Source organism: Micromonospora sp. HK10 (assembly GCF_000982955.1).
Lineage (GTDB): Bacteria > Actinomycetota > Actinomycetes > Mycobacteriales > Micromonosporaceae > Micromonospora.
On record NZ_KQ058814.1, the window covers coordinates 74,742 to 100,502 of the forward strand.

The 25,761-nt window shown below is 74.0% G+C and carries 26 protein-coding genes; 10 read left to right on the plus strand and 16 right to left on the minus strand.

The genetic code is table 11. From position 1 onward, the window contains the following. Nucleotides 1–257 precede the first annotated feature (257 nt). On the plus strand, nt 258–1,451 hold the full coding sequence (locus tag LQ51_RS13610) for a hypothetical protein (protein WP_046565764.1): 1,194 nt from the start codon (nt 258–260) through the stop codon (nt 1,449–1,451). Between the two features lie 75 nt (nt 1,452–1,526). Here LQ51_RS13610 and LQ51_RS13615 read toward each other — a convergent pair whose 3' ends face one another. Then, nucleotides 1,527–1,823 (minus strand): hypothetical protein, encoded by a 297-nt coding sequence (locus LQ51_RS13615; protein WP_231605738.1) that lies wholly within the window; start codon nt 1,821–1,823, stop codon nt 1,527–1,529. 368 nt (nt 1,824–2,191) lie between these two features. On the opposite strand from LQ51_RS13615, the gene LQ51_RS13620 reads away from it, so the two are divergent. Both LQ51_RS13620 and LQ51_RS13625 read left to right on the plus strand, forming a co-directional pair. After that, on the plus strand, nt 2,192–2,989 hold the full coding sequence (locus tag LQ51_RS13620) for a helix-turn-helix domain-containing protein (protein WP_046565765.1): 798 nt from the start codon (nt 2,192–2,194) through the stop codon (nt 2,987–2,989). Next, on the plus strand, nt 2,980–3,180 hold the full coding sequence (locus LQ51_RS13625) for a DUF397 domain-containing protein (protein ID WP_369799853.1): 201 nt from the start codon (nt 2,980–2,982) through the stop codon (nt 3,178–3,180). The genes LQ51_RS13620 and LQ51_RS13625 overlap by 10 nt, the downstream gene beginning before the upstream one ends. Nucleotides 3,181–3,366: 186 nt before the next feature. Here the strand turns inward: LQ51_RS13625 and LQ51_RS31260 are convergent, their stop codons facing one another. The 5 genes from LQ51_RS31260 to LQ51_RS13650 form a co-directional block, all read right to left on the minus strand. Then, nucleotides 3,367–3,591, minus strand: a complete 225-nt coding sequence (locus LQ51_RS31260; protein ID WP_052744870.1) for a PIN domain-containing protein — start codon at nt 3,589–3,591, stop codon at nt 3,367–3,369. Between the two features lie 70 nt (nt 3,592–3,661). Continuing rightward, nucleotides 3,662–5,611 carry a 1-deoxy-D-xylulose-5-phosphate synthase gene (gene dxs, locus LQ51_RS13635; RefSeq protein ID WP_046565767.1) on the minus strand — a complete coding sequence of 650 codons (1,950 nt, stop codon included), beginning with the start codon at nt 5,609–5,611 and terminating at the stop codon, nt 3,662–3,664. A 70-nt stretch (nt 5,612–5,681) separates the two neighbouring features. Continuing rightward, a complete protein-coding gene (locus LQ51_RS13640) occupies nt 5,682–6,938 on the minus strand; it encodes an anhydro-N-acetylmuramic acid kinase (RefSeq protein WP_046565768.1) in 1,257 nt (418 codons plus the stop codon). A gap of 13 nt (nt 6,939–6,951) precedes the next feature. Further along, nucleotides 6,952–8,190: a class I SAM-dependent RNA methyltransferase gene (locus tag LQ51_RS13645; protein ID WP_046565769.1), complete on the minus strand. Its 1,239-nt coding sequence runs from the start codon at nt 8,188–8,190 to the stop codon at nt 6,952–6,954. Continuing rightward, a complete protein-coding gene (locus LQ51_RS13650) occupies nt 8,187–10,256 on the minus strand; it encodes an APC family permease (RefSeq protein ID WP_046565828.1) in 2,070 nt (689 codons plus the stop codon). The genes LQ51_RS13645 and LQ51_RS13650 overlap by 4 nt, the downstream gene beginning before the upstream one ends. A gap of 155 nt (nt 10,257–10,411) precedes the next feature. Between LQ51_RS13650 and LQ51_RS13655 the strand changes: the two genes are divergently transcribed. Together LQ51_RS13655 and LQ51_RS13660 are read left to right on the plus strand one after the other, a co-directional pair. After that, entirely contained in the window at nt 10,412–11,077 is a 666-nt protein-coding gene (locus LQ51_RS13655) for a potassium channel family protein (RefSeq protein WP_046565770.1), read from the plus strand. Nucleotides 11,078–11,080: 3 nt separating this feature from the next. Next, nucleotides 11,081–11,770 (plus strand): potassium channel family protein, encoded by a 690-nt coding sequence (locus LQ51_RS13660; protein ID WP_046565771.1) that lies wholly within the window; start codon nt 11,081–11,083, stop codon nt 11,768–11,770. 73 nt (nt 11,771–11,843) lie between these two features. On the opposite strand, the gene LQ51_RS13665 is transcribed toward LQ51_RS13660, so the two are convergent. The 4 genes from LQ51_RS13665 to dut form a co-directional block, all read right to left on the minus strand. Then, the gene (locus LQ51_RS13665) at nt 11,844–12,524 is read right to left on the minus strand and encodes a DUF3159 domain-containing protein (protein ID WP_046565772.1); all 681 of its coding nucleotides are present in this window, start codon (nt 12,522–12,524) and stop codon (nt 11,844–11,846) included. Then, complete coding sequence (locus LQ51_RS13670; RefSeq protein ID WP_046565773.1) at nt 12,521–12,901, minus strand: OB-fold nucleic acid binding domain-containing protein; 381 nt, start codon at nt 12,899–12,901, stop codon at nt 12,521–12,523. Before LQ51_RS13670 ends, LQ51_RS13665 begins: the two co-directional genes overlap by 4 nt. A gap of 195 nt (nt 12,902–13,096) precedes the next feature. After that, complete coding sequence (locus LQ51_RS13675) at nt 13,097–13,747, minus strand: DUF3710 domain-containing protein (protein WP_046565830.1); 651 nt, start codon at nt 13,745–13,747, stop codon at nt 13,097–13,099. A gap of 25 nt (nt 13,748–13,772) precedes the next feature. Further along, nucleotides 13,773–14,270 carry a dUTP diphosphatase gene (dut, locus tag LQ51_RS13680; RefSeq protein WP_046565776.1) on the minus strand — a complete coding sequence of 166 codons (498 nt, stop codon included), beginning with the start codon at nt 14,268–14,270 and terminating at the stop codon, nt 13,773–13,775. 86 nt (nt 14,271–14,356) lie between these two features. Here dut and LQ51_RS13685 point away from each other — a divergent pair, with 86 nt between their 5' ends. Next, on the plus strand, nt 14,357–14,854 hold the full coding sequence (locus LQ51_RS13685) for a DUF3093 domain-containing protein (RefSeq protein ID WP_046565778.1): 498 nt from the start codon (nt 14,357–14,359) through the stop codon (nt 14,852–14,854). A 268-nt stretch (nt 14,855–15,122) separates the two neighbouring features. Here LQ51_RS13685 and LQ51_RS13690 read toward each other — a convergent pair whose 3' ends face one another. Both LQ51_RS13690 and LQ51_RS13695 read right to left on the minus strand, forming a co-directional pair. Further along, nucleotides 15,123–16,061 carry a hypothetical protein gene (locus tag LQ51_RS13690; protein ID WP_231605739.1) on the minus strand — a complete coding sequence of 313 codons (939 nt, stop codon included), beginning with the start codon at nt 16,059–16,061 and terminating at the stop codon, nt 15,123–15,125. 213 nt (nt 16,062–16,274) lie between these two features. After that, complete coding sequence (locus LQ51_RS13695; RefSeq protein WP_046565779.1) at nt 16,275–16,571, minus strand: DUF4193 domain-containing protein; 297 nt, start codon at nt 16,569–16,571, stop codon at nt 16,275–16,277. Between the two features lie 416 nt (nt 16,572–16,987). On the opposite strand from LQ51_RS13695, the gene LQ51_RS13700 reads away from it, so the two are divergent. Continuing rightward, entirely contained in the window at nt 16,988–17,503 is a 516-nt protein-coding gene (locus LQ51_RS13700) for a LytR C-terminal domain-containing protein (protein ID WP_197087703.1), read from the plus strand. Nucleotides 17,504–17,788: 285 nt separating this feature from the next. Here LQ51_RS13700 and LQ51_RS13705 read toward each other — a convergent pair whose 3' ends face one another. Continuing rightward, nucleotides 17,789–18,610: an inositol monophosphatase family protein gene (locus LQ51_RS13705; RefSeq protein WP_046565783.1), complete on the minus strand. Its 822-nt coding sequence runs from the start codon at nt 18,608–18,610 to the stop codon at nt 17,789–17,791. Between the two features lie 285 nt (nt 18,611–18,895). Between LQ51_RS13705 and LQ51_RS13710 the strand changes: the two genes are divergently transcribed. Together LQ51_RS13710 and LQ51_RS13715 are read left to right on the plus strand one after the other, a co-directional pair. After that, complete coding sequence (locus LQ51_RS13710) at nt 18,896–20,497, plus strand: RNA polymerase sigma factor (RefSeq protein WP_046565786.1); 1,602 nt, start codon at nt 18,896–18,898, stop codon at nt 20,495–20,497. A 244-nt stretch (nt 20,498–20,741) separates the two neighbouring features. Next, nucleotides 20,742–20,975, plus strand: coding sequence for a DUF7455 domain-containing protein (locus LQ51_RS13715; RefSeq protein ID WP_036374862.1), 234 nt, complete (start codon nt 20,742–20,744; stop codon nt 20,973–20,975). A 633-nt stretch (nt 20,976–21,608) separates the two neighbouring features. On the opposite strand, the gene LQ51_RS13720 is transcribed toward LQ51_RS13715, so the two are convergent. From LQ51_RS13720 to LQ51_RS13730, 3 genes are all read right to left on the minus strand, one after another. Then, a complete protein-coding gene (locus tag LQ51_RS13720; protein ID WP_046565788.1) occupies nt 21,609–23,342 on the minus strand; it encodes a DEAD/DEAH box helicase in 1,734 nt (577 codons plus the stop codon). A gap of 456 nt (nt 23,343–23,798) precedes the next feature. Further along, nucleotides 23,799–24,449: a trimeric intracellular cation channel family protein gene (locus tag LQ51_RS13725; RefSeq protein ID WP_046565790.1), complete on the minus strand. Its 651-nt coding sequence runs from the start codon at nt 24,447–24,449 to the stop codon at nt 23,799–23,801. A 40-nt stretch (nt 24,450–24,489) separates the two neighbouring features. Further along, on the minus strand, nt 24,490–24,708 hold the full coding sequence (locus LQ51_RS13730) for a DUF3039 domain-containing protein (RefSeq protein WP_046565792.1): 219 nt from the start codon (nt 24,706–24,708) through the stop codon (nt 24,490–24,492). A gap of 87 nt (nt 24,709–24,795) precedes the next feature. Here LQ51_RS13730 and LQ51_RS13735 point away from each other — a divergent pair, with 87 nt between their 5' ends. Next, entirely contained in the window at nt 24,796–25,725 is a 930-nt protein-coding gene (locus LQ51_RS13735; protein ID WP_046565795.1) for a pseudouridine-5'-phosphate glycosidase, read from the plus strand. Nucleotides 25,726–25,761 lie beyond the last annotated feature (36 nt).

The window sequence follows — 25,761 nt, forward strand, 5'->3', positions numbered from 1 at the left end:
CGAGGGTCTCCGGCGGGTCGGCGAGGGTGACGGAGGCGGAGCCCGTCGGGGCGTCGGCATCCGGCGGCGACTCGCCACGGGGCTCGGGAGGCGTCACAGTCGGCGGAGTCTACCGGAATCGGCAATTGACCACGAATCGCCACGGCCGTCCCTTGTGGGACCCGCCGAAGAGGTGAGCCGGTCGCGGCCGGACGGCGGGTCGTCTCGTACCATGTGGCTTCCGAACACGACCGGCGACGCGATCGGGGGGCGCACAGGTGGCTTCAGTCCGCCGACGCGGCACGACGGCCACCGCACTGCTGATCCTGCTGCTGGCCGCGGCCGGCTGCGGGCCGGTCGCCGAACGGCAGCCGGCGCACCTGCGCGTCGGCTACGACAGCGTCGACGGGCCGCTCACCGTCTGGCCGCCCCGCGGCGGCCTGGCCCGCGACGGCGCCGCCACCGCCGGCATCACCCGGGCGGTGCGGGACTGGCGTTCCCCGGTCGACGACCGGGCGCACCTGCCCTCGTCCGGCATCCTCTGGTCGGGTCTGGCCGGCGGCGCGCCGCTGGCCGTGGTCGCCGCCGACGTGCCCGGCGAGAGCGCCTCGTGGCTGCTGCAACTGGGCCGCGACGGGGACCGCTGGCGGGTCGACCACGCCACCGAGTACACCGACCCCGGCTACCTGGTCTACTCCGACGTGCTGCCGGTCCGGGCCGGCGACGGCCGCCGCTACCTGCTCTCGGCCCGGGTGCAGCGGCTGCTCGGTCCGGACGGCCGGGAGCTGCCCCGCACCGACGGCCTCACCGAGCCGGTCGCCGTGCCGGCCTGCCAGGCGGTACAGCTGACCGCGACGCTGCGGGCCACCCGGTCGCTGCCGCGCGGCCGGGCCGCCGACCGCGTCCTCGACCTGGGTACGGGCATCACGGACCCGCGCTACCCGCTGGTCCGCGACGAGACCGGCTCCGGCCGGCGCGCCCTGGCCGGACTGGACACCTGCGCGCTGGCCGGCGAGAAGGGCCCGTTCGGCAGCATCCCGCGGCGGATCGGCGACCGGAGCGCGCCCCGCTCGGCGCCGGACTCCTGGCCGATGGCGAAAATCGCGGTGCGGTCGCTGGGCGAGGTGGCGCTGGGTGGCGGTGCGCCGGGCGACCTGGAGCAGCTGACCTGGGAGAGCGCCTCCGACACGATGACCGCGGTGGTCTACCGGCCGGCCGACGGCGGCCCGCCGGTGTTCTCCCCGGCCGACCGGTCCACCACCCTGCAGGCCTATCACCTGCCGGTGCCGGGGCAGCCGGTGGCGGTGCTGAGCTGGCGCACCAACCAGGACGCCTCGTTCGCCGCCCCGCCGGGGACGCAGCGCCTGGTGGAGCGCCCGGGGCTGGTGGTGGTGCCGGAGCCGGAACGCACGCAGACGTTCAGCCTGGCCGGCACGGACAAGACCTGGTACCGCTCGGTCGGCGGCCGCTGACCCGTCGTTGGTCGTCGGCTCGGCGGACCTGACCCACGACCCGCCACCTTCCCGACCTGGTGACCGAGCACCTGCTCATTCCGGTAGCTCGACGATCGCCCGCCGGAACGGGCTCCACCCGAGGAAACGCCGGTACATCTGCTGCGGACCGGGACCGTCGTGCGGGTTCAGGTGGTACAGGTCGCGCATCGACTCGTACATGAGGCCGGCGAGGTAGATGGTCAGGGCCGGAAGGTTGCGGTCGTACTCGGCCTTGAGGGCGAGCCGGGCGTGCGCGCAGGGCCACGGTTCACCGTCGGCCCGGCAGGCCCACGACGGGCGCAGCGGAGTGTGCGGCGTGCTGGGCCCGTAGCTGCGGGGGCGGTCGGGCACGGGCCCCGGTCCGGGCGTCGGCAGCCTCGTCGTGATCACGGGCGGCCCCCGTTCGCGCGCCACTGCTGCGCCGGGGTCAGGTTGCCGGCACGACCGGACTCGATGCGGGGCAGCGACGCGGTGGGCTGCCAGGCCCACGCGGGCCGGCAGGACACCGGTGCCACGCGCGCGGGGCTCTGCCGTCGGAACCATCGGATACGCACTGGAACCTCCTCGAAGGGGACCATGGGCGGGAATTCGCACCGGTGACAGTCTGCTGACGACCCGACTACTGTCGACAGATGCTCGCCCCATCCGTGCAGGTCGGACGGGGAGTTGAGCAGCCATGGGCAATCCGCCGTCACGACTGGGCAGAGGTTGGGGAAGCGATGGGGACCGCAACGAACTACGTGCTCGGCGAGCTGCGCCTGTTCCGGGTGTCGGTCAACCTGAGTCAGGAGGAGTTCGGTCGGAAGATCGGCTATTCCGGGTCGCACGTCAGCTCGGTCGAGACCGGCGGACGCGCCCCGACCAGGGAATACACCAAGGCGATCGACGACCAGTTCGCCACCGGGGGCCGCTTCGAGCGGATGCTCCGCGAGCTGGCGCCGCTGGACACCCATCCGGTCTGGCTGCGCGAGTGGATCGAGTTCGAGCGGGAGGCGACCACGCTGCGCTGGTTCGAGCTGGCCTACCTGCCGGGCCTGCTCCAGACCGAACGGTACGCCCGCGCCACGCTGGCGGGCGGCCGATTCACGCCCGAGGAGTGCGACCGGATCGTGGCGAGCCGGCTGGAGCGGCAGGCGATCCTGAGCCGCCAGCGCCCGCCGCAGCTCATCGCGGTCGTGGACGAGTCGGTGCTCCGCCGGCCGGTGCTCGACGCGCCGGGCCTGATGGCGGAACAGGTCGACCGCCTGGTGGAGCTGGCCGCGCTCGAACACGTCCAGCTGCACGTGGTGCCGGTCGACGCCGGCATGTACCTCGGGCTGGCCGGCCAGTTCATCATCGCCGAACTGCCCGACGGCACCCGCGTGGCCCATGCGGACAACCAGCTCACCGCGCAGATCGTCGATGCGCCGGCCGACGTTGCTAGGCTGGCGAAGACGTGGGAGATTGTGCGGAACGAGGCCCTCCCCCGCCGCCAGTCCATCGAGCGGATCAAGGAAGTGGCGAAGTCATGGACGTGACCACCCCTCAGTGGCGCAAGTCGACCCGGTCCGGCGGCAACGGCGGCTCCTGCGTGGAGGTCGCCGACAACCTGCCCGGTGTCGTGCTGGTCCGCGACACCAAGGACCGCGACGGCGGCACCTTGCACCTCAGCCCCGCGTCGTGGCGGTCCTTCCTGGACCTGGCCAAGCGGCTCGGCCCCGTCGGCTGACGCCCCCGCCCCCGGCCCCGGCCCCGGCCCCGGCCCCGGCCCCGGTGATCAAGGAGTTTGCGTCAGCTCGCGACGCCACCCGGACCCAAACCCCTTGATCACCTCCGCGAAAGCGCGGCCAGGGCGGGATGTGCCGTCCGGCTGCCGATGCCCTCGCCTCAGCTAGCCGGGAGGCGACTTCGGTCCTCAGGCGACGCCGACCAGCCGTACCTCGCGGCGCACACCGTTCGCTGTTCCGAGCCGGGCATCACCTGTCACGAGCGGGCAGGCCAGCATCTCCGCCGCGGCGACGTACGCCGTGATGTTGCCGCGCAGCTGCCACATCCGGTCTAGCAGCAGCGCGGCGTTGACCTCGTCGATGACGAAGGAAGGCAGCGTCTCGACCGCCTCCTGGCCTGGATCAACGCCCACTCATCGCCGCACGCCACCGGCAGCCCGGACGGCCCCGACCGTGCCGGGGCCGTCCGGGCTGGGTGACGCGTCAGTTCTGGGCGGCGGCCTGGTCGGGCTGGCGGGGATCGACCGACTGCGCGTCCAGGCCGGAGATCCAGCCGGTCACGTCGCGGGCCACGTCCTGCGCGGTCAGGCCGAGGTCGGCCAGGATCTGCGCCCGGGTCCCGTGCGGGTGCCAGCCGGCCGGCACGCCCAGGTCCTTCACCGGCACCCGGACATCCGCGTCCCGCATCGCCTGGGCCAGCGCCGAACCCACGCCGCCGACCCGGACCCCGTCCTCGACGGTGACGACCAGGCGGTGCCCGGCGGCCAGCTCGACCAGCTCGGCCGGGACCGGGCGGACCCAGCGCGGGTCGACCACGGTGACCCCGTAGCCCTGCTCGGCGACCCGGGTGGCGACCTCCGTGCCGAGGCCGGCGAAGGAGCCGACCGCGACCAGCAGCACGTCGGTACGGGCCGACTCGGCGAGCACGTCGACCGGGCCGACCCGGCGCAGGGCCGGCAGGTCGGCGGCGACGGTGCCGGTCGGGAAGCGCAGGATGGTCGGCCCGTCGTCCACGGCGACCGCCTCGCGCAGCTCCTCGCGCAGGGTGGCGGAGTCGCGGGGCGCGGCGATGCGCAGCCCGGGCACCACGCCGAAGACGGACATGTCCCAGATGCCGTAGTGGCTGGGCCCGTCCGGGCCGGTGATGCCGGCCCGGTCCAGCACGAAGGTGACCGGCAGCTTGTGCATCGCCACGTCCAGCAGGACCTGGTCGAAGGCGCGGTTGAGGAAGGTGGCGTAGACGGCGACCACCGGGTGCAGGCCGCCCATGGCCAGGCCGGCGGCCGAGGTGGCCGCGTGCTGCTCGGCGATGCCCACGTCGTAGACCCGCTCGGGGTACTTGCGGGCCAGGGTGGCGATGCCGGTGGGCTCGGCCATGGCGGCGGTGATGCCGACCACGTCGGGCCGCTCGTCGGCGACCTTCACCAGCTCGTCGGCGAAGACGTGGGTCCACTTCACCGACGGCGCGGCGAGCAGCTTGCCGGTCTCGATGTCGAACGCGCCGCCCGGGCCGTGCAGGCGGTCCGCCTCGTCCTCCTCGGCGGCGCGGTAGCCGTAGCCCTTGCGGGTGACCGCGTGCACGATCACCGGGCCGCCGAAGTTCTTCGCGGCGCGCAGCGCCGTCTCGACGGCGGGGACGTCGTGGCCGTCGACCGGGCCGACGTACTTGATGCCGAGGTCCTCGAACATGGCCTGCGGGGCGACCGCGTCCTTGATGCCCTTCTTGACCGCGTGCAGCACCTCGTACATGGGCTTGCCGACGAACGGGGTGTTGCCGAGCGCGTCCTTGACGGTGTCGAGCACCTTCTCGTAGCCGGGGTTGAGCCGCAGCGACGACAGGTGGTCGGCGAGGCCGCCGATGGTCGGCGAGTAGGACCGGCCGTTGTCGTTGACCACGATCACGAGCGGGTTGCCGGCGGTGGCGATGTTGTTCAGCGCCTCCCAGCACATGCCGCCGGTGAGCGCGCCGTCACCGACCACGGCGACCACGGCCCGCTTCTCACCGCGCAGCGCGTACGCCTTGGCCAGCCCGTCGGCGTAGGAGAGCGCGGTGGAGGCGTGCGAGTTCTCAATCAGGTCGTGCTCGCTCTCGGCCTGGTTCGGGTAGCCGGAGAGGCCACCGCGCTGGCGGAGCTTGTCGAAGCCCTCCTGCCGGCCGGTGATGATCTTGTGTACGTAGGCCTGGTGTCCGGTGTCGAACAGGAGCCGGTCGCGCGGCGAGTCGAAGACCCGGTGCATGGCCAGGGTCAGCTCGACCACACCCAGGTTCGGGCCGACGTGCCCACCGGTGCGGGAGACCTTGGCGATCAGGAAGTCACGGATCTCGGCGGCGAGGATGTCCAGCTGCTCGGCCGTCATCCGCTTCACGTCCTGCGGACCCCGGACGCTGCCCAGCAGCCGGCCGTGGTTGGCCGTGCCCTCTTCAACACTCATGACCGGAGAGTCTATCGGCCAGCCGACAGCCCGCAGCTCGGCCGTAGATCTTCCCAGGTGGGGGCCCGGTTCACGGGGTGACGACGACCAGCCGGCGGGGCGGCGCCGCCGGAGACGCCGTGACGGGCGGACCGGCCGGGGTCCAGGAACCCAGTACGGCGGCCCGGGACGCCCCGGTGACCGACGGGATCGCCCCGGGCAGGCCGTGCCAGGAGAGCCAGCCGAGCAGTGCGAACGCGTACGCCTCCTTCGCCTGGGCCGGCACCCCCAGCTCGTCGGTGGTCCGCAGCCGCCACCGCCCCCGGCCGAGCGCGGCCAGCCGGGCCCGGAGGGTGCGGTTGCGCACTCCCCCACCGGCGGCGACGACCTCGGTGACCCGGTGCCGGTCGCAGGCGTCGGCGACGGTCCGGGCGGTCAGCTCGGTCAGCGTGGCCAGCACGTCGTCGACGGCCACCGGCTCGCCCAGCGCGGCCAGCGTGGCGTCCAGGTAGCCGGCGTGGAACAGCTCCTTGCCGGTCGACTTGGGCGGCGGCGCGGCGTAGTACGGCTCGGCCAGCAGCCGGGCCAGCAGCCCGTCGTGCACCCGGCCGGCCGCGGCGCGCGCCCCGTCGGTGTCGCAGGGTCGGTACAGGAAGCGCCGGGCCGCGGCGTCCAGCAGGGCGTTGGCCGGGCCCACGTCGTAGCCGAGGACGGGCGCGCCGGGCGCGACCACGGTGAGGTTGGCGATCCCGCCCAGGTTGAGCGCCGCCCGCGGCCCGACCCCACCCGGCGAGCCCGGCGCGGCGGCGCCGTCCGGGCCCGGCACACCGGTCCCGCCGGGCTGCGGCCCGGCGGTGCTGTCCGGGCCCGGCACGCCCGGGTCGAGCAGCAGCGCGTCGAAGGCCGGCACCAGCGGAGCACCCTGGCCGCCGGCCGCCACGTCCGCCGAGCGCAGGTCGTGCAGCACCGGTACGCCCACCCGCGCGGCCACCCGGGCGGGCGCGCCGAGCTGGAGGGTGCCCCGGACCCGGCCCGCCTCGACCCAGTGGAAGACGGTCTGCCCGGGCGAGACGACCGCGTCCACCCGGCCGCCGGCCAGTTCCACGCCGACCGCCGCCGCCTCGGCGAAGACCTCGCCGAGCCGGTTGTCCAGCCGGCAGACCGCCTCGATGCTGGTGGCCGCCGGGGGCAGCAGCGCGCCGATCTCGGCGCGCAGGCCCGCGTCGTAGTCCAGGCCGCGGTGCCCGAGCGGGCGCAGCCGCAGCGTCTCCCCGTCCCGGGTGAACTCGGCCGCCACCACGTCCACCCCGTCGTACGAGGTGCCCGACATCAGCCCGACGATCTTCATCGGGCCAGGTTAGTCAGCTGCCGGGTGGCAGGAACAGCCCGATCAGCTCGACGTGCTGGGTCATCGGGAACAGGTCGAACCCGCGCAACGCGGCCAACCGCCAGCCGGCCCCGGTGAAGGCGCGCACGTCCCGGGCGAACGCGGCCGGGTCGCAGGCCACGTACCCGACCGCGCGCGGGCCGGCGGCGACGATGTCCCGCACCACCGGGGCGCCCGCGCCGGAGCGCGGCGGGTCGAGCACCACCAGGTCGACCGGGCCGGTGATCCGGCGGCGGGCCAGCGCGGCCTCCACCCGGGCGGCGACCACCTCGACCCGGGGCAGGTCGGCCAGGTTGGCCCGGGCCGCCGCCGCCCCGCCAGGGCTCGACTCGACCAGGGTGACCCGGGCGTCGCCCACCCGGCCGGCGAGCGCCGCGGCGAACAGGCCGGCGCCGCCGTAGAGGTCCCAGGCGGTCTCGCCGGGGGCCGGGTCGAGCAGGTCGAGGACCGCGCCGACCAGGGTGTCCGCCGCGGCCGGGTGCACCTGCCAGAAGCCGGCCGCGGGCAGCGTCCAGTCCCGGCCGGCGGCCACCTCGCGGACCAACTCCGGCCCGCTGACCTGGGTCGGCGCCCCGTCGGCGTACGCCACTACGCTGACATCCCCGCCGGTCGAGGCGACCGTCTCCACCGCGTCGGCGTCCGGCCAGCGGGCGCCGCTCGGGGCGAGCACCGGCAGCTCCTGGATCGCCGGGTGGGCGATCAGGCACCGGTCGATCGGCACCACCTCGTGCGAGCGGTGCTTGAGCAGCCCGGCCCGGCCGGCCCCGTCCACCGCGTAGCGGACCCGGGACCGCCAGCCCAGCACGCCCCCGGGCAGCGCCTCGACCCGGACGCCGAGCGCGTCGACCTGGCTGTCGGTGAGCCCGCCCAGCCGGGTGAGCTGCTCGCGTACCACCGTGGCCTTCCAGTCGAGCTGGGCGGCCGGGGCGACGTGCTGCAGGTCGCAGCCGCCGCACACCCCCGGCCGGGCGTACGGGCAGGGCGGCACCACGCGGTCCGGGGCGGCGGCCAGGATCTCCACCGCGTCGGCCCGGGCGAAGCCGCGGTGCACCTCGGTGACCTCGGCGACCACCCGCTCACCGGGCAGCGCGTGCCGGACGAAGACCACCTGCCCGTCGACCCGGGCCACGCAGTGCCCGCTCGGGGCGATCGCGTCGACGGTCAGCTCGACCCGTTCGGCCTCCTCCAGCCCGGACCGGGCGGGCGCGCTCACCGGCGCTCCCCCGTCCCCGGGGCGTTCTCCCCGGGCGGCGCGGAGACCGCCGGCGGGACGGTCGGCGGGAGGGTGCTGCGCGGGGCCACCCGGGGCCCGCGCGCCGGCCCCCGGCTCAGCGTGGCGTCGAGCCGGTCCAGGTTCTTGGTGGCGGTCGAGGCGAGCTGCCACGGCACGCTGGTCACCATCACCCCCGGCTCGAAGAGCAGCCGCCCCTTGAGCCGCAGCGCGCTCTGGTTGTGCAGCAGGTTCTCCCACCAGCGGCCCACCACGTACTCGGGGATGAAGACGGTGACCACGTCGCGCGGCGACTCCCGGCGCACCGAGGCGACGAAGTTGAGGATCGGCCGGGTGATCTCCCGGTACGGGGAGTCGATCACCGTCAGCGGCACCGGCAGCTCCCGCCGCTCCCAGTCGGCCTGGAGATCGCGGGTGTCCTTCTCGTCCACGTTCACGGTCACCGCGGTGAGCGTGTCCGGCCGGGTCGCCCGGGCGTACGCGATGGCCCGCAGGGTCGGCTGGTGCAGCTTGCTGACCAGCACGATGGCGTGGTTGCGGGCGGGCAGCACGGCCCGCTGCTCGGTCGGCTCCAGCTCGGCGGCGACCCGGTCGTAGTGCCGGCGGATGGCCAGCATGACCACGTACATCAGCGCCATGGCGACGATCGCGATCCACGCGCCGAGCAGGAACTTGGTGACCAGCACGATGATCAGCACGACGCCGGTCAGGGCCATGCCGAAGGTGTTGATCGCCCGGGAGCGCACCATCCGGCGCCGCGCCTCCGGATCCCGCTCGGTACGCAGGTGCCGGTTCCAGTGCCGGATCATGCCGGCCTGGGAGAGCGTGAACGAGACGAACACCCCGACGATGTAGAGCTGGATCAGCCGGGTCACCTCGGCCTGGAAGCCGATGATCAGCACCACCGCGAAGACGGCGAGGAAGACGATGCCGTTGGAGAAGGCCAACCGGTCGCCCCGGGTGTGCAGCTGGCGGGGCAGGTAGCGGTCCTGGGCCAGGATCGAGCCGAGCACCGGGAAGCCGTTGAAGGCGGTGTTGGCGGCCAGGAACAGGATCAGCGCGGTCATCCCGGCGACCACGTAGAGCAGCACCGAGCCGTCGCCGAAGACGGTCTGCCCGAGCTGGGTGGTGACGGTCTTCTGCACGTACCCGTCGGGGCCGGACACGATCTGCGAGGTGTTCTCCACGAACTGCAGCCCGGTCAGCCGGGACAGCCAGATGATGCCGACCAGCATGCTCACCGCGATCGCCCCGAGCAGCAGCAGGGTGGTCGCCGCGTTCTTCGACTTCGGGGCCTTGAACGCGGGCACCCCGTTGGAGATCGCCTCCACGCCCGTAAGCGCGGCGCAGCCCGAGGAGAAGGTACGCAGCAGCAGGAAGACCAGGGCGAAGCCGGTCACGCTGTGTTCGGCGTGGATCTCCAGGCCGGCGCTGGGCGCGCGCAGCTCGTCACCGAGGACGAAGATCCGGAACAGCCCGGTGAGCAGCATGCCGCCGATGACGATCACGAAGCCGTAGGTCGGTACGGCGAACGCGGTGCCGGACTCCCGCAGGCCGCGCAGGTTCATGGCGGTGAGCAGCACCACCGCGCTGACCGCGATCAGCACCTTGTGGGTGGCCACGAACGGCACCACCGAGCCGAGGTTCGCCACCCCGGAGGAGACCGACACGGCCACGGTCAGCACGTAGTCCACCAGCAGGGCGCTGGCCACCGCGAGACCGGCACGCGGCCCCAGGTTGACCGTGGCCACCTCGTAGTCGCCGCCGCCCGAGGGATAGGCGTGCACGTTCTGCCGGTAGCTGGCCACCACGGTCAGCATGACCACGACGACCGCGAGCGCGATCCAGGGGGAGAAGAAGAACGCCGACGCCCCGGCGATGGAGAGCGTCAAGAGGATCTCGTCCGGCGCGTACGCGACGCTGGAGAGCGCGTCGGAGGCGAAGACCGGCAGCGCGATCCGCTTGGGCAGGAGGGTGTGCTGGAGACGGTCGGACCGGAACGGTCGACCGAGGAGGAGTCGCTTCAGCAGCGAGGTGGGTCGGGCCACAACCGCCAAGGGTACGGCCAGCCGCCGCCGGGCGGTGGGGTGCCTGATCACCCCCGTCCGCGCGGGCGGGGTACGGTCGGTCACCCGCCGGCGGCGGGGACGTGGCAGGCTCGCAGACGACGGGCCAGCGGGCGGCACCGTGGGAGGAGCGGACCGTGCATGTCGTGATCATGGGCTGCGGCCGGGTCGGGTCGACCCTGGCGCACAGCCTGGAGTCCCGGGGACACTCGGTGGCGGTGATCGACCAGGATGCGGACGCGTTCCGCCGCCTCGGGCCCGACTTCGCCGGCATCACGGTCACCGGGGCCGGCTTCGACGGCGAGGTGCTGCGCCAGGCCGGCATCGAGCGGGCCGATGCCTTCGCGGCGGTCTCCAGCGGCGACAACTCCAACATCATCTCGGCCCGGCTGGCCCGGGAGACCTTCGGCGTCTCCCGGGTCGCCGCGCGGATCTACGACCAGCGCCGCGCCCAGGTCTACGAGCGCCTCGGCATCCCCACCGTGGCCACCGTCCGGTGGACCGCCGACCGGATGCTGCGCCACCTGGTCCCCGAGGGCAACGTCGAGATCTTCCGGGACCCGACCAGCACCGTCTCGATCATCGAGGTGCCGGTGCACAAGGACTGGGTCGGGCGGTCCCTGCGGCAGCTCGAGGAGTCGGCGGGCGCCCGGGTGGCATACCTCATCCGGTTCGGGATCGGCACCCTTCCCACCGCCTCCACCGTGGTGCAGGAGGGCGACCAGGTCTTCATGCTGGTGACCGACGACATCGTCAACTCGGTCACCTCGGGGGCGGCGGCGCCGCCGGAAGGAGGGCACTGAGCGATGCGCATCGCCATCGCGGGCGCCGGCAACGTGGGCCGGTCGATCGCCCAGGAGCTGATCGACAACGGGCACCAGGTGATGTTGATCGAGCGGCAGCCCAAGATGCTCCGTCCCGACCGGGTCCCGGCCGCCGACTGGGTGCTCGCCGACGCGTGCGAGCTGACCAGCCTGGAGGAAGCCAACGTGGCCGGCTGCGACGTGGTCGTGGCCGCCACCGGCGACGACAAGGTCAACCTGGTGGTGTCGCTGCTGGCCAAGACCGAGTTCGCGGTGCCACGGGTGGTGGCCCGGGTCAACCGGGCGGAGAACGAGTGGCTCTTCACCGAGCAGTGGGGGGTCGACGTCGCGGTGAGCAAGCCGCGGGTGATGGCCGCCCTGGTCGAGGAGGCGGTCACGGTCGGCGACCTGGTCCGGCTGATGACCTTCCGGCAGGGCGAGGCGAACCTCGTCGAGATCACCCTGCCGCCCGCCGCGCCCTACGTCGGGCAGCCCATCCACGCCGTGCCGATCCCCCGCGACGCCGCCCTGGTGGCGATCCTGCGCGGCAAGCGGGTGCTGGTGCCCAGCCCGGACGACCCGATCGAGGTGGGCGACGAGCTGATCTTCGTCTGCACGGCGGCGGTCGAGGACGAGGTCCGGGCGGTGATCCTCGGAGCGGGCAGCACCGAGCGCAACCGCAACGGCGGCTGACCGGCCGAGCGTCGCCTACCCGGGCCGCGCCCGCCACGGCCTCCGGCCGGGCTTCACGTGCGGCTGGAGGCGCTCAGGCGCCCGGCAGCGGCGCCGGCGCGGTCTCCCGGGTCACCCGGCGCACCACCCAGACGGTGATCAGCAGCAGCAGCGCGTACGGCGGGTAGCCCAGGGCGAGCCGGGCCACGCCCAGGGCGGTGTCCTGGTGGGCCAGGTAGAGCCCGGCCTGCACGCCCACCTTGGCCAGCCAGACCACGCCCCAGAGCACGGTGAGCTGGGTGAAGGTGCGGACCAGCCGCGGGTCGTCCCGCCACTCGGAGCGGCCCCGGGCCACCAGCACCGACCAGATCCAGCCGACCAGCGGCTGCCGGACCGCCGCCGAGACCAGCAGGGCCAGGCCGTAGCCGATGCCGTAGAGGATGCCGGGGAGGTAGAAGTCCCGCTCGTCACCGGTGCGCCAGGCGATGGCCGCGCCGATCGCGATGCCGACCAGGCCGTTGACCGCGTGCCGGACCGGCCGGCGCTGGGCCAGCCGCAGCCCGGCGATGAGCAGGGCCACGGCCACCGACGCGATCACCGCGGGGCGCAGCTCGCCGATCACGTTGGCGAGCACGAAGACCACCACCGGGATGCTCGACTCGACCAGGCCGCGCCAGCCGCCGAGCTGGTCGGCCATCTGCTCGGCGAGGCTGGGCAGCGGCGCGTCCTCGGGCCCGAGGGCCGGGTCGGTGGTGCCCTGCTGTCCGGTCGTCACTTCGGCGACTCCAGCTCGTAGTACGGGTTGTAGATCACCTTGCGCTCGTCCCGGACGGCCACCCGGCCCCGGGCCGTGAGGTGCCGGCCCGGCTCGATGCCGGCGATGTGCCGGCGGCCCAGCCAGACCAGGGTGACCACGTCGTTGCCGTCGTACAGGTCCGCCTCCAGGGTGGGCAGGTTGGTCCGGGGCGTGTAGACCACCGTGCGCAGCCGCCCGGCGACCGAGACGACCTGGCCCCGGCTGCACTGGTGGGTGGGCATGCCGCCGCTCTGGGCGCTCTCCCGGCGCAGCTCCTGCGCCTCGATCTCGGACTCGCTCGCGGTGAGCCGATGCAGGAGCCGCCGCAGCGACACCCGGCCCTCGTCGGTCGTCATGACCTCCGCGTCACCCTCTCCACCCCGGCCGGTCGGCGCCGGCACTGGCCGGCTCCGATGCCGGAACCGTCCCGCCAGCGTACGCCGATCCGGCCCACCGGCGGGAGCGGCGTCGGCCGGTCGTACCGACCGGGGTGCCGGCACGCGACGGGCCCGGCACCCGCCGGCCGGAGCCGACGGGACCGGGCCCGACGATCATGCCTCGTGCTGCTCCTGCGCCCCGGCCTGCTGCTCGGCGACCTCGCGGGGCAGCCGCAGCGGCAGCGGCTCGCGGACCGGCTTGGCCTCCAGGCCCCGGTCCACCACCAGCCCGTCGAGGCAGGCCGCGAGCGGGCCGGCCGCGGCCGGATCGGTGGCCGCGTCGCCCTGGAAGACGCCGCGGACCATCCAGCGCGGCCCGTCGATGCCGACGAACCGCAGGTCGGTGACGCCCTCCGGGGTACGCACCCGGGCGCGCAGCTCGGTGCCGTACTCCCCCTCGACCTCCTGGGCGGCGGCGCCGTCGTTGAACAACGACTGCCGTATCTCCTCGCGCACCTCGTCCCAGATGCCCTCGGAGCGGGGCGCCGCGAAGACGCCGAGCTGCAGCGCGTTCGGCCCGTGCACCAGCACCACCTGCTGGATCACGCCCTGCGGGTCGGCCTGCACCCGCACCTCGACGTCCGGCACCGCCGGAATCTGCAGGCTGCCCAGGTCCAGCCGGACCGCGTCGGGCGCCTCGGAGACGTCGTACGGGCCCCGGGACGGCGTCTGCGGGCTCTCCTCGGCCCCGGAGTCGAGGAGCTCGTCGCTCCGCTCGTCACGCGCGTGCCGCGCGCCGTCGGCCCGCTTTCGGGAGAAGATCACTGCGCCCACCCTCCGCTGTTCGCACTCACCCTGCCACCTCTTCCGGCTGCCCGCCCGCCGGCGCCGGCACCAGCCCGGCGTGCCCGCCGGTGGATCCGTGCCCGCCGGCGCCGCGCCGGGACGTGGGCAGCTCCGCCACCGGCTGGAAATCGGCCCGCGCGACCCGCTGGACGACGAGTTGCGCGATCCGGTCGCCCCGGCTGATCTTCGCCGGGACGTCCCGATCATGATTGATCAGGTTGACCAGGATCTCACCCCGGTAGCCGGCGTCGACCGTACCGGGCGCGTTGAGCACGGTCACGCCGAGCCTGGCCGCCAGCCCCGATCGGGGGTGGACCAGCCCGACGTACCCCTCCGGGAGCGCGATGGCCACGCCGGTCGGGACCAGGGCCCGGCCGCCCGGGGGCAGCTCCACGTCCGCGGCGGCCACCAGGTCCGCGCCGGCGTCGCCGGGATGGGCGTACGCCGGCAGCGGCAGCTCCGGGTCGAGCTGTCGTACGGGCACGGGTACGACGTCTGTCACGGTCTTCCTCTTCCGTCCGGTCCGAGCGGGGGTGACCCTGCCATCCTGCCGGTTGCCCGCGGCGTCGTGCGCCGTACCCTCGGACTGTGCGCCAGTCGACCTCCTCGCCCGCCCCGGCGTCCCCGGTGGCCGCCCCGCAGTACGCGGAGCGGCTCACCCTGCCCTGGTGGGCGTGGCCGGCCGGGCTGGCCGTGGCCGGGCTGCTCGCTGCGGAGCTGTGGCTGGGCGCGAGCGGCGTCCGGGCCTGGCTGCCCTTCCTGCTGCTGATCCCCGCGGCGGTGGCCGGGCTGGCCTGGCTGGGCCGGATCCGGGTGGCGGTGCGCGACGGCGAGCTGTGGGTGGACGACGCCCACCTCCCGCTGCGGTACGTGGCCGACGTGGTCCCGCTGGACGTGGCCGGACGGCGCGAGGTGCTCGGCGTCGGGGCCGATCCGCTGGCCTTCGTGGTCCAGCGGCCCTGGGTCGGCGGCGCGGTGCAGGTGGTGCTGGCCGACCCGGCCGACCCGACCCCGTTCTGGGTGGTGAGCACCCGGCGCCCGGTGGCGCTGGCCACGGCGATCCTCGCCGCCCGCGACGCCGGCTGACCGGCAGCCCGGGCTGCTCCCGGCACGGGCTGCTCGCGGCACGGGCCCACCACCGCGCGGACCGATCGCAGCGCGGGCTGCTCGCGGCACGGGCCCACCACAGCGCGGACCGATCGCGGCGCGGGCTGCTCCCGGCACGGACTCATCCGGACGTCGGACTGATCGCGGCGCGGACCAACCACCGCACGGACTGACCACGGCACGGACTCACCCGGGCGGCGGACTGATCGCGGCGCGGAGTCACCGCGGCGCGCCGGCCTGGGCCGGGTCAGGGCAGTGCGGGGCGGCCGCCGCGCAGCTCGCGGCCCTGCTGCCGCAGGTCCCGGCGGAGCTGGTCGGCGAGGCTGCGGGTGGCCCGCCGGTTGAGGTAGCCGGCGACCGCCGCGCCGGTGAGGAACGGCCCGAGGGTGGTCAGGTTCCGGCCGAACCGGCGCAGCAGGCTGTCCCGCAGTTCCCGGCGGGCCGCGGTGCCGAGCACCGCGCTCACCCCGACCCCGGGCATCATCGGGTTGACCCCGCGCTGGGTGACCCAGGACTGGATCAGGGCGACCGCCCGCTGGGTGCCACCGGCGGGCAGTGGCACGTGGTGGACCTCGTGCAGCTCGCCGATCAGCTTCAGCTCGATCGCCACCACGGCGACCGTCTCGGCGGCCAGCAGCACCGGCGCGGAGAGCAACGTCGGGGTGACCGCCCACTCCACCGCGGCCACCCCGCCGCCGGCCGCTCCGACCCCGGCGGTGGCCCGGGCGGCGTTACGGATCAGCCGCTCGGCCAGCGCGTCGTCGTCGAGGTCGGGAAAGTGCCGCCGGAGCGTGGCCAGGTCACGGATCGGCACGTGCGGGGCGACGTCGGCGACGGTATCCGCCATCCAGCGGACGGCCGCCTTCGGCTTGAACAGGTCGGTGACGCCCCGGGCGCGCGCCTGGCCGACCAGCCGGGTCAGCAGTTGCCGGCGTCGGGCCGGCGCGATGTCGTCGGCGGTCAGCGCGGCCACGGTCGCGCCGAGCTGGTCGGCCTCCTCGGCCGGTACGTCCGGCGCTGGCTGCCCGGCTCCGCCGCGGCCGGCGTTCAGCCCTTGGGCCTCGCCGCTGCCGGCGTCCAGCCCTTCGGCCCCGCCGCTGCCGTTGGCCCGCCCGGCGTCCGGGCCGTCGGTCCCGCCATTGCGGTCGGTGCGCCCGGCGTCCGGGCCGTCGCCGCGGCCGCTCATGCCGCTGCCCCGATGCGCTCCCCGGCGCCGCGCGGCGCCCCGACGCCGAGCCGAGTGGTTCGCTCGCTGCGCTCGCTCACCCGTCCGCCCTCCCTGCCTCGCGCGGCGTGGCAGCCGCCGTTACGAGTCAAGCAGCTTCCGGCCGACGGCGCACGGCGGCTCGAACAGCGGCGGCCCCGTCGAGGAGGCCGCCGCCGGTGAGCCGGGTCGTGATCAGACGCACTCGCGGCAGATCAGCTCGCCGTTACGCTCGACCGCCAGCTGGCTGCGGTGGTGGACCAGGAAGCAGCGGCCGCACCGGAACTCGTCCTGCTGCATCGGTAGCACCTTGACCGTGAGCTCCTCGTCGGCCAGGTCGGCGCCGGGCAGCTCGAAGCTCTCGGCCACCTCGGCCTCGTCGACGTCCACGGCGCCCGACTGTGAGTCGACGCGTCGGGCCTTGAGCTCTTCCAGGCTGTCCTCGCCGAGGTCGACCTCGTCGCGACGCGGGGCGTCGTAGTCGGTGGCCATCGGTTTCACTCTCCCATATCGATGTGGTCGCTTCCGGTTGTAACGCCGGAGGACGCTGTTTCGGTTCCACTGGCCGGCCACCACATGTGTCGGTCACCCGACCCACGATCCGTGGGCCGAGTTCGCCGGAGAGGAACTCCCCCAGCGAGCGCGGAACCTTACCCCCCCTTTGGGCGAGGCATGTATACCGCCCTCGTGGCAGAGATGTACGCCCCTACGCCCGAAGTTGTTCCCAATGTGACTCAGGCGACACGAAGATAGGGGTAGTACTACCCGTTCCCCGGGTGGCGCGCCGGCATGTCGGACTGTTTCCACGCGACCGCCGGACAACCGTTAACCTCAGCGGCGTACTCGACGGCCGGCGGCGGCCGCCACCCAATCACGGTCTGGGGAGCGCCCTGATGAGTTTTGCGCGAGTGCGGGCACTCGTTGTCGTCGGTCTGCTGGCGGTCGTCGCCCTGGTCTTCGTCGTGGTGGCGCTGGTCCGGGACACCCAGAGCAAGGCCGGCACCGCCGAGGGCTGCCCCAAGGGTTGGCCGCTGGCCGACGTGGCCCTGCGCGAGCCCAAGGACGTCAAGATCAACGTCTTGAACGGCACCGACGAGGCGGGCCTGGCCGGCAGCGTGGCGGACGACTTGCGCAGTCGCAAGTTCCAGGTCAAGAAGGTCGCCAGCGACAAGAAGAAGGTGGACGAGGTCGCGGTGCTGCGGTTCGGCCCGAAGGGGGTCGGCTCGGCGCACCTGTTGAAGGCCTATTTCCTCAACGAGGCCAAGCCGGTCTTCGAGGCGAACCGCAAGGACGACACGGTCGACGTGGTCCTTGGCAGCAATTTCCAGCAACTCGCCACCACCACCGAGGTCAACCAGTCCCTCGGCGACCTCGGCGCGCCGGAGGCCCCGACCGGCACCTGCCCGGCGCCGATCAAGAAGTAACCCCGCCGGCCCAGCGAGCCCCGCCACCCGGCCACACGCGACGGCCCTCAGGGCCCGCTGTCCGGCCACCCGCGACGGCCCTCAGAGCCCCGCTATCCGGCCACCGGCGACGGCCCTCAGAGCCCCGCTATTCGGCCACCCGCGACCACCGGCGGCCCCGCCACCCGGCCACACGCGACGGCCCGTGGCCCCGCCATCCATCCGCGGCCAGCCGGCCGCCGGGTCCGGGCACCGAGCGCGACCGGGCCCCGGCGGATCCGCCGCCCTGCCCGCCGGCGCGGCCGGTCAGGGGCCGCCCGAGGCGTCCAGGGCGGCCAGCCGGGTGTGCAGCGGGTCGAAGAGCGCCGGCGGCGCCGCGATCACCAGGTCGGGACCGGCCGGTTTGCCGGACAGCCCGGTCACCCGCAGCCCCGCTTCCCGGGCGACCAGCCCACCGGCGGCCAGGTCCCAGGCGGCCAGCCCTTTCTCGTAGTAGGCGTCGACCCGGCCCTCGGCGGCCAGGCAGAGGTCCAGGGCCGCGGCGCCCATCCGGCGGATGTCCCGGACGTGCGGGATCAGTTCGGCGACCACCCGGGCCTGGTGCGCGCGCCGGCCGGCGTCGTAGCCGAACCCGGTGGCGACCAGCGCCTGCCCGAGGTCGGTCTCGGTGGAGCAGCGGACCCGGGTGCCCTCCCGCCAGGCGCCGCCGCCGGCGGTGGCGGTCCACTCCTCGCCGGTGGCGACGTTGCGCACCACCCCGGCCACCACCTCCCCGTCGACCTCGGCGGCCAGCGAGACCGCGCAGTAGGGCAGCCCGTAGAGGTAGTTGACCGTGCCGTCGATGGGGTCGACCACCCAGCGCACCCCGCCCTCGACGGCCTGGCCGGTCGGCCCGGCGCCGTACTCCTCGCCGAACACGGCGTCGTCGGGGCGCAGCGCCCGCAACGCGTCGACGACCTGCCGCTCCACCGCCTGGTCGGCGGCGGTGACCACGTCGGTGACGGTGCTCTTGGTCGCGGCGACCGACACCCCCTCGGCGCGCATCCGGTGCGCGGTGGCCGCGGCGTCCCGGGCCACCGTGACGGCGATCTCCAGCAGTTCCCGCGGCGTCGGCGCCGAGCGGATCATGTTTCATCCCCTTCCCGCACGACCGGGGCCGCCCGGACCGTGCGCGAGTATCATCCTTACAAAGTCCACATCTGCGCCGAATCGGCGGTCCAGACCGTCGGTCGCCGTGCGGCGCGGGATGATCGCCGCAGACGGCGTTACAATTCACCCTGCCCACGCGCCACGGACCGCCAGCGACCGGTCGGCCCGGGACACGGGGGTCCCTCAACGACTCGCCCGGCACGGCGTTCCGTGCTGCGCCGGACGACCCGGCCGTGCTCGCTCTTCGCCTCCGGAAGGTCATTCGTGACAGAACCCCGCCAGACCGGCGCCGACGTTCGCTCGCTCACCGACACCCTGATCGCCCACGCGCAGAGCGCCGGTGGCCAGCTCACGTCGGCCCAGCTCGCGCGCACCGTCGAGTCCGCTGAGGTGACCCCGGCCCAGGCCAAGAAGATCCTCCGCGCGCTCTCCGAAGCCGGCGTGACGGTGGTCGTGGACGGCTCCGCCACCACCCGCCGCCGGGTGGCCGCCGCCCGCTCGGCCACGCCCGCCTCGCGGGCCACCACCGCCAAGACCACCAAGAAGGCCGCCGCGCCGGCGCCGAAGCAGGCGCCGGCCGCCGAGGAGGCCCCGGCGCCGGCCCCGCGGAAGGCGACCGCCCGCAAGGCCGCCGGCACCACCGCCGAGGCGGCCACCAAGGCTGTCGCTCCGGCGAAGGCGACCAAGGCGACCCGGGCCACCAAGGCGACCGTGGCCGCCAAGACCGCCGCGGCGAAGACCGCCCCGAAGGGTGAGGGCCCGGAGGGCGACATCGACCCGGAGGAACTGGCCGCCGAGATCGAGGACGTGGTCGTCGAGGAGCCGGCCGAGCTGACCCAGGCCGCCGAGGCCGACGCGGCCAGCTCCGCCACCGAGAACGACTTCGAGTGGGACGACGAGGAGTCCGAGGCGCTCAAGCAGGCGCGTCGCGACGCCGAGCTGACCGCCTCCGCCGACTCCGTGCGGGCGTACCTGAAGCAGATCGGCAAGGTGCCGCTGCTCAACGCCGAGCAGGAGGTCGAGCTGGCCAAGCGGATCGAGGCCGGCCTGTACGCCGCCGAGCGCCTGCGCGCCGCCGACGACGGCGAGGAGAAGCTCACCCGGGACATGCAGCGTGACCTGCTGTGGATCTCCCGGGACGGCGAGCGGGCCAAGAACCACCTGCTCGAGGCCAACCTGCGGCTGGTGGTCTCGCTGGCCAAGCGGTACACCGGCCGTGGCATGGCCTTCCTCGACCTGATCCAGGAGGGCAACCTCGGCCTCATCCGCGCGGTCGAGAAGTTCGACTACACCAAGGGCTACAAGTTCTCCACCTACGCCACCTGGTGGATCCGCCAGGCCATCACCCGCGCCATGGCCGACCAGGCCCGCACCATCCGCATCCCGGTGCACATGGTCGAGGTGATCAACAAGCTCGGCCGGATCCAGCGGGAGCTGCTCCAGGACCTGGGCCGCGAGCCCACCCCGGAGGAGCTGGCCAAGGAGATGGACATCACCCCGGAGAAGGTGCTGGAGATCCAGCAGTACGCCCGGGAGCCCATCTCGCTCGACCAGACCATCGGTGACGAGGGCGACAGCCAGCTCGGCGACTTCATCGAGGATTCCGAGGCCGTGGTGGCCGTGGACGCGGTGTCGTTCTCGTTGCTGCAGGACCAGCTCCAGCAGGTGCTGCAGACCCTGTCCGAGCGTGAGGCGGGCGTGGTGCGCCTGCGCTTCGGCCTCACCGACGGCCAGCCGCGCACCCTGGACGAGATCGGCCAGGTGTACGGCGTGACCCGGGAGCGCATCCGGCAGATCGAATCCAAGACCATGTCCAAGTTGCGGCACCCGTCGCGTTCCCAGGTGCTCCGCGACTACCTGGACTGACCACACGCGTCAACCGGCCGTGTCGGTTTGATCACCAGCCGTAGAACACTCTTCGGTGACCTGTCGGTTGCGCGTTTGTGATCGTTGACGTGGCACCCTTGGTGCACGGCACACTGTCCTCCACGCCAGGTGTGACCTCGGTCCCGGCCGGGCACACAGGGAAGGCAGGGCCCGAGAAGGGTGTTGCACGATAGGTGAGCAACCGAAGAGAGTGTTCATCGGTGACGACCAGAGGAGGAAGGCGATGACCCCGACCCTCACGCCGCCGCCCGAGACGGTGGCCCCCCCGGCCGCCGATGAACGGTGCGACCGCTGCAATGCTGCCGGCAAGCTCCGGATCACTCTGGCGGGTGGGAGCGAGCTGGTGTTCTGTGGGCACCACGCGAACAAGTACGCGGAGGATCTCGTGAAGATCACCGTGCGGTACGCGACGGACCCGGAGTTCAGCTGGCGTGGCGCCGATCTGATGGCGAACTGAGTCAGTAACTATCCGCAACTCGACATAACCGACCGGAGGCACCCGAAGGGGTAGCCTCCGGTCGGTTTTTCCATGCCCGTCGGCCCCACCGCTGCTCGACTCCGCCTGCGGCACGCCGGCGCCGTCCCCCGCACCCTGACGGCCGCGCACCGATTGCCGCACGTCGGGGCCTCTCCGCGCCACGCCGGCACCGATTGCGGCATGTCGGCGCCTCCCCGCACCGTCACGGCGCCGCATGCCGCACGCCGGCACCCGCATGCCGAACGTCGGGCCCTCCCCACGCCACCACCGCACCGAATGCGGCATATCGGGCCCTCCCCACGCGACCACGGCACCGCATGCGGCATGTGGGCGCCTCCCCGCACCCTGACGGCACCGCATGCCCACACGCCGGCACCGCATGCCGCACATCGGGGCCTCCCCACGCCACCACGGCACCGAATGCCGCATGTCGGCGCCTCCCCGCACCCTGACGGCCACCACATGCCCACACGCCGGCACCGAATGCCGCACGTCGGGGCCTCCCCAAGCCACCACGGCACCGATTGCGGCATATCGGGGCCTCACACCGCCGGAACGGCGCCGATTGGGGCAGGTCGGGCAGTCCCGGCGTACGGGGGAGCGCGACCGCCGTCAGAGGGTCTGCACGGTGGCGATGCGTTCTTCGAGCTGCTCGATGGTGGCCTGGGCGCTGGGCGGGCCGCCGCACAGCCGGCGCAGCTCGGCGTGGATCTTGCCGTGCGGCACGCCGGTGCGGTGGTGTCGGGCGGCCACCAGGGCGTTCAGCTGGCGGCGCAGGGCCACGCGGCGCTGGGCGGCACTCATCGGGGCCGGCGGCGCCGCCGGGGCGTCAGCGGCCGGCTCAGCGGTCTGCTGGGCCGCCCGACGCCGCTGCGCGGCGAGCTGCTCGGCCTGCCGCTTGGTGAGCAGCAGGGCGACCTGGTCGGCGGTGAGCAGCCCGGGCAGGCCGAGGTATTCCTCCTCCTCGGGGGTGCCCGCCTGGGCGGCGGTTCCGAACGAGGCCCCGTCGAAGATCACCTGGTCCAGCTCCGCGGTGGCGGAGAGCGCCGCGAACCTCTTCTCCAGCTCGCCGCTGGCCTGGTCGTCCCGCTGGGCACGCTCCAGCAGCTCGTCGTCGAGGCCGTCGGCGTCCTTCGGCTTGCCCAGCACGTGGTCCCGTTCGGCCTCCATCTCGCTGGCCAGGCCGAGCAGGTGCGGCACGCTGGGCAGGAAGACCGAGGCGGTCTCCCCTGGCCGCCGGGCCCGGACGAACCGGCCGATCGCCTGGGCGAAGTAGAGCGGGGTGCTGGCGCTGGTGGCGTAGACGCCGACGGCCAGCCGCGGGATGTCGACCCCCTCGGAGACCATCCGGACCGCGACCAGCCAGCGCTGCTCGGACGCCGCGAACGTCGCGATCCGCGCGGACGCGCCCTGGTCGTCGGAGAGCACCACGGCCGCCTTCTCGCCGGTCACCTGCTCCAGCAGCTTGGCGTACGAGCGGGCGACCTGCTGGTCGCTGGCGATCACCAGGCCGCCGGCGTCGGGCATGCCGTTGGCGCGCAGCACGCTGAGCCGGGCGTCGGCGGCGCGCAGCACCTGCGGCATCCAGTCGCCGGCCGGGTCCAGCGCGGTACGCCAGGCCTGCGCGATGAGGTCCTGGGTCATCGGCTCGCCGAGCCGCGCCGCCAGTTCCTCGCCGGCGTTGGTGCGCCACCGGGTCTCCCCCGAGTACGCCAGGAAGAGCACCGGCCGGACGACGCCCTCGCGCAGCGCGTCGGAGTAGCCGTAGACGGAGTCGGCGCGGGAGCGGAGCAGCCCGTCGCCGCCCCGCTCGTAGCTGACGAACGGGATGGGGTTGTCGTCGGAGCGGAACGGTGTGCCGGTGAGCATCAGCCGGCGTACCGCGGGCTCGAACGCGGCCTTGACGCCGTCGCCCCAGGTACGCGAGTCGCCGGCGTGGTGGATCTCGTCGAGGATGACCAGGGTGCGCCGGGTCATGGTGCGCCGCCGGTGCACCTGCGGCGCCATGCCCACCTGGGCGTAGGTGACCACGGCGCCGTGGAAGTCGGCGGCGGAGTGCAGGTCGGCGTTGCGGAACGCGGCGTCGAGCTGGATGCCGACCCGGGCCGCGGCCTGCGCCCACTGGGTCTTCAGGTGCTCGGTCGGGGCGACCACGGTGACCGCCTCGACGGTGCCGTCGTGCAGCAGCTCGGCGGCGATCCGCAGGGCGAAGGTGGTCTTACCGGCGCCGGGGGTGGCGACCGCGGTGAAGTCCTCGGTGCGGCGGCGCAGGTACTCCACCATCGCTTTGCGTTGCCAGGCACGCAGGGGCGGGAACGTCTCGAGCGCCGGCAACCGCGGTGCCACGGGTAGCTCCTCTCCGCTGGCGAGCGGCGGTCGTCCCGGGCCGAGGGCCACGGGTACCGCCGCCCATGAAAAGGCCCTCGCGCATCGGGTGCCGCGAAGGCCGACTCAGCATAACCAGCGGCGGCACTTCTCCCCACTCGACGCCACGCGGGTCACATCCGGGCGACCGGGCAACGGGGCGGCCGCCGGCGGGCGGCCCGACACGGCGGGGACGTCCGGCGATCCGCCGCCCAGGGAGCCGACCGGCGGCCGGGAAGCCCTGGTCGGCGACCGCAGCCGACAAAGCCCGACCGGCCGCCGGGAAGCCCTGGTCGGTCGCCCGCAGCCGACAAAGCCCGTCCGACCGCCGGGAAGCCCTGGTCGGCGATCCGCCGCCCACCAAGCCCGACCGGCCGCCGGATGCCCTGGTCGGCGACCGCAGCCCACCAAGCCCGACCGGCCGCCGGGAAGCCCTGGTCAGCCCTGCGGGCCCCGGGTGCCGGTACCTGGCGGGCGCAGCGTGGCCACCGGGGCGGACCAGCGGCGGCGCAGGGACACCAGGCGCAACAGGAAGACGAAGGCGGCGGCGGCGCTCAGCGGCACCGGGGTGGCCTGCCCGTACTGGACCAGCAGGGCCACCACGATCGAGCCGGCGAGCGCGGCCAGGGCGTAGATCTCCCGGCGCAGCACCACCGGGATCTCCCCGGTGAGCAGGTCCCGGGCGAGCCCGCCGCCGATCGCGGTGAGCATGCCGATCATGCAGGCGCCGACGGCCGGCGTGTGCGCGTCGAGGGCCTTGAGCGTGCCGGTGACGGTGAACAGGGCGAGGCCGGCCGCGTCCAGCACCAGCACGGCGGTGCGCAGCCGGACGAGTTGCGGGTGCAGCCAGAAGACGGCGGCGGCGGTGATCGCCGCGGCGGCCGCGTACCGCCAGTCGCCGAAGGCCAGCGGGGGGACCTCGTCGATCACCAGGTCGCGGAAGATGCCGCCGCCGAGGGCCGCGACGACGCCCACGAGGATCACTCCGAACAGGTCCAGCCGCTTGGCCACCGCCGCGGAGGCGCCGGAGGCGGCGAAGACCGCGACCCCGGTGAGGTCGGCGAGGAGCAGGGCGGTGGAGGTGGTCACCGGCGGAGGGTACGTGGGCGGGCGGCGGAGCCGCCCGCGATCACTCGCCCCAGGAGTCGTAAATCTCCTTGCACTTCGGGCAGACCGGCGAACCGGGCTTGGCCGCCTTGGTCACCGGGAAGGTCTCCCCGCAGAGCGCGATGACGAAGGTGCCCATGACCGCGCTCTCGGCGATCTTGTCCTTGCGTACGTAGTGGAACATCTCCGGCCCGGTGTCGGCGTCCTTCAGCTCCGGCCGGTCGAGAACCTCTGTACTCACTTCCCACCTCCAAATCTCCAGTTTCGCAGGTCCGCCAGGGCCGGTCCACCGCAGGCCCGCCCGTTGGCGGCCCGTAACGTAGCGGAAGTGACCAACTTTCACATCAGTTTCGGCACCGAGGTGGCTGACGCCCTGCGCGACGGGCGCCCGGTCGTCGCCCTGGAGAGCACCATTGTCTCGCACGGCCTGCCCCGGCCGGACAATCTGCGGGTCGCGCGGCAGATCGAACAGGCGGTCCGGGACGCCGGCGCGGTGCCGGCCACCATCGGCATGGTCGCCGGCGAGCTGATCGTGGGGCTGGACGACGCCCAGCTGACCCGGCTCGCCACCGTCGACGGAGTGAGCAAACTCTCCGTACGCGACCTCGCTGTGGCGGCGGCGACCGGCGCGGACGGCGCCACCACGGTGGCGGCGACCAGCGCGGTGGCCGCGGCGGCCGGCATCGGTGTCTTCGCCACCGGCGGGCTGGGCGGGGTGCACCGGGGGGCGGCGCAGACCTTCGACGAGTCCGCCGACCTGATCACGCTGGCCCGGACGCCGATCGCGGTGGTCTGCGCCGGGGTGAAGTCGATCCTCGACGTGGGCGCCACCCTGGAGCGGCTGGAGACCCTCGGGGTGGGTGTGATCGGCTACCGCACCCGCCGCTTCCCCGGCTTCTACCTCACCGATGCCGGGTTCGACCTGGACTGGTCGGTGGAGTCGCCGGAGCAGGTCGCCGACGTGCTGCGGGCCCGGGACCGGCAGGGCGTGCACCATGGCGGGCTGGTGGTGGCCAACCCGCTGCCGGCCGACGAGCAGCTCGACCCGGCGCTGCACGACCGGACCCTGGCCGAAGGGCTGGCCATGCTGGCCCGTGCGGGGGTGACCGGCAAGGCGGTGACCCCGTTCCTGCTGGCCCACTTCCACTCGGCCACCGAGGGCGCCAGCCTGGCGGTGAACGTGCGGATCATCCTGCGCAACGCCGACCTGGCGGCGCGGATCGCGGTCGCCGCGGCCGCCCGGGGCACGCAGGCATGAGCGCGCGTCAGCGAGCGGACCAGCGGCACCGGCTTG

What these genes read in the sequence shown, in the direction of transcription:
- LQ51_RS13705 (WP_046565783.1), bottom strand. Translation starts at nt 18,610, where the DNA reads ATGATCCGCTCGGCGCCGACGCCGCGGGAACTGCTGGAGATCGCCGTC.
- LQ51_RS13620 (WP_046565765.1), top strand. Translation starts at nt 2,192, where the DNA reads ATGGGGACCGCAACGAACTACGTGCTCGGCGAGCTGCGCCTGTTCCGG.
- LQ51_RS13695 (WP_046565779.1), bottom strand. Translation starts at nt 16,571, where the DNA reads ATGGCCACCGACTACGACGCCCCGCGTCGCGACGAGGTCGACCTCGGC.
- LQ51_RS13640 (WP_046565768.1), bottom strand. Translation starts at nt 6,938, where the DNA reads ATGAAGATCGTCGGGCTGATGTCGGGCACCTCGTACGACGGGGTGGAC.
- dxs (WP_046565767.1), bottom strand. Translation starts at nt 5,611, where the DNA reads ATGAGTGTTGAAGAGGGCACGGCCAACCACGGCCGGCTGCTGGGCAGC.
- LQ51_RS13690 (WP_231605739.1), bottom strand. Translation starts at nt 16,061, where the DNA reads ATGAGCGGCCGCGGCGACGGCCCGGACGCCGGGCGCACCGACCGCAAT.
- LQ51_RS13715 (WP_036374862.1), top strand. Translation starts at nt 20,742, where the DNA reads ATGACCCCGACCCTCACGCCGCCGCCCGAGACGGTGGCCCCCCCGGCC.
- LQ51_RS13625 (WP_369799853.1), top strand. Translation starts at nt 2,980, where the DNA reads ATGGACGTGACCACCCCTCAGTGGCGCAAGTCGACCCGGTCCGGCGGC.
- LQ51_RS13670 (WP_046565773.1), bottom strand. Translation starts at nt 12,901, where the DNA reads ATGACGACCGACGAGGGCCGGGTGTCGCTGCGGCGGCTCCTGCATCGG.
- LQ51_RS13660 (WP_046565771.1), top strand. Translation starts at nt 11,081, where the DNA reads ATGCGCATCGCCATCGCGGGCGCCGGCAACGTGGGCCGGTCGATCGCC.